Annotated in this window: 2 protein-coding genes and 2 pseudogenes; all 4 read right to left on the bottom strand. The window is 34.8% G+C overall.

Features of this window, described 5'->3' with window-relative positions; all coding sequences use genetic code 11:
• Positions 1-38: 38 nt before the first annotated feature.
• A pseudogene (locus QY97_RS21145) lies at positions 39-128 on the bottom strand (IS3 family transposase); the annotation flags it as partial.
• Positions 129-166: 38 nt separating this feature from the next.
• On the bottom strand, positions 167-931 hold the full coding sequence (gene istB / locus QY97_RS11055; protein WP_039231347.1) for an IS21-like element helper ATPase IstB: 765 nt from the start codon (positions 929-931) through the stop codon (positions 167-169).
• Between the two features lie 2 nt (positions 932-933).
• On the bottom strand, positions 934-2,496 hold the full coding sequence (gene istA, locus QY97_RS11050; RefSeq protein WP_016205450.1) for an IS21 family transposase: 1,563 nt from the start codon (positions 2,494-2,496) through the stop codon (positions 934-936).
• A 136-nt stretch (positions 2,497-2,632) separates the two neighbouring features.
• A pseudogene (locus QY97_RS19955) lies at positions 2,633-3,876 on the bottom strand (IS3 family transposase); the annotation flags it as partial.
• Positions 3,877-3,981 lie beyond the last annotated feature (105 nt).

The raw sequence follows: 3,981 nt of genomic DNA, 5'->3' as shown, positions 1-3,981 counted from the left end.
TAAAGTGTACCCTTTGTAAAGGACATTTTAAAAAAAGCCTAGGCAGTTTTAAGAAGATGATCTCTGTATTGAACAGGGGTCATCTTTTTTAAATTCCATTGATATCTATAGTGATTGTAATAGATCATGTTGTGACCGTCAAGTAGAATGAAACAATTTTTGCTCGTTATTTTGAAACACTTTGTTCCCCAAATATGGTAGAACGATGCTTCATACGATAACTATCTTCATTTAAATGAATGATTTCTACTCGGTGAAGAATCCTATCTAGAATTGCTGTTGTTATAGCTTGATCACCCAATAATTCTCCCCATTCTTTTGGTGCCTTATTAGAGGTCAAGATAATGGAAGACTGATTATACAAGTCATTAATTAAATGAAAGAACATATTAGCTTCTTGTTGATCCATTGCCATAAACATTAAGTCATCTATTATGACTAAATCAGCCTCTCTAATTCTTTTCATTCTTGCTTTTGACTTTCGTGTGATTTCTTCTGTTTTCAGGTTATGAATTAAATCTCCCATTGATGTGAATATCGCTTTATACCCTTGGTTAATAGCCTCTATTCCTAGGCCTACGGCCAGGTGAGTTTTACCTACACCTGGTGGCCCTAATAAAGTCAAATTGTACAGCTGTTCTATCCAAGTTAAATCTTTTAATCTATTTAGTTGTTTGTTGCTTAAAGACTTTTGTTCTTTTAAATTAAACTCCTCAAGTGTTTTGCTGAAAGGAAAAGTTGCCCACTTTAATCGGTTGTTTAGTTGCTTTTCTTCTCTTCGAGTTTGCTCATAAGAAGTGACATCTAACAGGAATTGAGTAAATGAAAGGTCTTTTTGCTCAGCTTCTCTGATCAAATGGGGGAGATGCTTGGCAGTTTCAACGAGTCTTAACCCTTTCATTATGTCTTGTAATTGTTGGATTTGGCTCATCGCTATTCAACCTCCATTAAAACCGTGTAAGTATCTACTTTTCTTTTGTATGCTTCTGTTTCTAAAACCCATTCTGATAGCCTGTTCAAAGTCTTAACTTCTTTCTTTTTATCAATAACTGTTTCATGTACCTGGCGCTGACGTTTCACATATGCAATGATATCGCCAAAATCAGTTGCACTGTATAATTTCCTTTTTAAACACTCTGCTAACGCTTTAGTCAGTACTTCGTTATCGATACCTTTTGTTTCGCGCAAGATGATTTGCAACTGGTCTTTAATGTAACGAGGATTTTTTTCCCTAACCTTCTCTAAATATTTAAAGGCTAGTTCTTTATCTTCAAATCTCTCAGCCACTGTATTAATGAATGCTCCAACACCTTTTGTACGATCCCTACTATGTTTTTTATCTTTTATTAACATCCCTTTCCCTTCGGGAATTGAATGTTTTGCAATAATTTCGCCAGTATCAGGTATATAAATAACTAATTCTTTAGTCTCCGTTTCCTTGATACATACTTTTTCATATTTGTTATAAGTTCCAAGTGGAAGAGAGTACCGATTAGATTGGTAACGAATAGTATTGTCCTTATGAACACATCTTGCTATACTTATCTCATAGTTATTTTGAATATCTATATTTTGGGAGACTGGTTTTAAGTGTTGCTTTTCCAGGAGGAACACTTCGAATGGTCTCTTTTTTGTTGTATTGTGTATTTTATAGTTACCCGTTCTGTTCAGCCATTCCCATCCTTGCTCATTCCAAGAGTCGATGTTATGAAACACTCTATGTTTGGCATAGTTTTGTTTGATAAATCCAACTACATTTTCTATTCTTCCCTTACTCTCAGGGTCAGCTTTTCTACAAACCCGAAGGTTTATTCCTCTGGATTCTCTATACTGCTGAAATTCTTTAGTTAAAATTAGATCTCCACCATTTTCGCTAACAACAATTAAACTATCTTGGTCATAAACGATCTCATTGGTCATTCCTCCATACCATTTAAACGCGTTCTCATGGGCTTGTATAACATCCCGTGTTGTAAATGGTCTATCCAACCACTCTTTATACTTTTGTCTAGAATGTGATAAGACAAAAGCTATAAAGTTGAGTTTGGCTTCCTTATTATCAACAGTTTTTTGTCTCGTATGACCAAAATCTACTTGCATTTGTTCTCCCATTGGGGGATCAGGAATTGCCTCATACATTCGAGGAGATGTTTCCTTATTTATTTTGTATTCTTCTCTTAATGCTTTTACATATGTTCTTACTGTACTTTCTCCAACAGTTAGATCTTTATATTTCTCTAAAAGCCAATCATAAACTTGTGCTGCTGACATATCCGGATGCATTCTCAACCAAGATAAAATCAGTTCTTTATATGGATCTAATTTTTTCTTTTTATACTGAAGAGAATCAACCCATTCCGCCATCTCCGAAGGAGATCTCTTTAAGTGCCTGTAAACAGTTGTTCGAGAAACCCCTAACTTTTCAGCTATCTTTGTCTGACTAAATCCTTGCTTTAATAATTGCTTTATCTCCATGTACATTTCCCACTTATCCACCTTCGCTAACCTCCACTGCAAGTATGAACTATGATCATTTTACAGTGATAGGTTGATATTTTTTGCTGGTATATTTGGGTAAATAAGCGTTTCATCTTATCAAGCAAAAACTGTACACTTTATTCTAGCAGTCACACATGTATTGTTTTATTTCTTTTTTTAATTCATCTAATGTTGTACATGCTTTAATAGAGGCTTCATCTTTAAGATGGCCAAAGAATGACTCTTGGGGGGCGTTATCCCAACAGTTTCCTCGTCTTGACATAGAGTGGCGTAACCCTAATTTCTTCACTGCTTTTTGAAAGATTGGACTTGTATAATGAACACCTTGATCCGAGTGAATTAAGGCATCTTTTGCTTTCATAAAGTTTTTGTTCTTCTTTAACTTCTTGAGTGTATCTGTAGCTAAATCTAAGGTTATACGGTCCGATAAATGGTAGGCTAAGATTTCTCCAGTCGAACCATCTTTAATGGCTGATAAGTAGGCCTTCATTCCTTTACCGTAATATAGATATGTGATATCTGTAAGGAGTACTTTTCCTGGAACTCCTTGCTTAAATTGTCTATTTAAAAGGTTAGGTACAACACGGTGTTCTTTTGTAGCTTTCATCATTCGTCTATAAGGATTTGCTTTTCTAATAGGGCAAATAATGTCATTCTTTTTCATGATTCGGCGAATACGTTTCAAATTGTAGACAATATTAAATTGACCCGCCAAAGTCATTTTGATTTGACGTGCCCCTTTCTTACGATTTTTAAAATGGAAGGCTTTTAAAATGATTTCCTTTACGGCCTCATCTTTTTTATCCTTTAGCTTTCTTCTTTCTTGTGATTCAAACGAGAAATAATTATAATAACCACTTCTTGAGACACCAGCCAGAGTACAAAGGTAACTAACCATATTTTTCAGTTGATACTTTTCAATCACTGACCGAATAAGAATATATTTTTGGCTAGGGAGAAGCTCTATTTCCTCATCCCCCTTTCTGCAGTACGAATCTTTTTTAATAGTTCATTTTCCGCTTTTAGTAAGGTAATTTGTGCTTCTAAACGAGCATTTTTCTCCTCTAGGGTAAGTTCCTTTTCTCTGGGGCGTCCTGAGTTTTCTGCCCTAGTGTCACGTAAACCGATTATCCCGTTATTTTTGTATGCTTTTTGCCATCTTTTTCTCGCTGAATAAATTCTCTCCATCCCCAAAACCTCTGCATCGAACCCACATTGTTCAAATATTTCTCTCGCTAACTTTCCTTTCTCTTTTTCAGAAATAAAAATATGTTTAAATTCATCTGTATAAGTGATTCCTTTTGAACTTACTGTTTTAACGTATTTATTAATTGATAGCTGCTTGATCTCTTTCTCTGTGAATATCTTTTTACTCATTATTTTCCCCGTCTCCATGTTATCTCTAGTTGTGTTTCTTAATTATACAAAAAAGTACCCTATAGGTAGACTTTTTTTGGTGTCTACTCTATAGGGTACACTTTA

Source organism: Bacillus thermotolerans, assembly GCF_000812025.2.
Taxonomy (GTDB): Bacteria; Bacillota; Bacilli; order Bacillales; family Domibacillaceae; genus Quasibacillus; species Quasibacillus thermotolerans.
The sequence above is the reverse complement of the archived record's forward strand: the minus strand, read 5'-3'. Positions and strand labels throughout refer to the sequence as shown.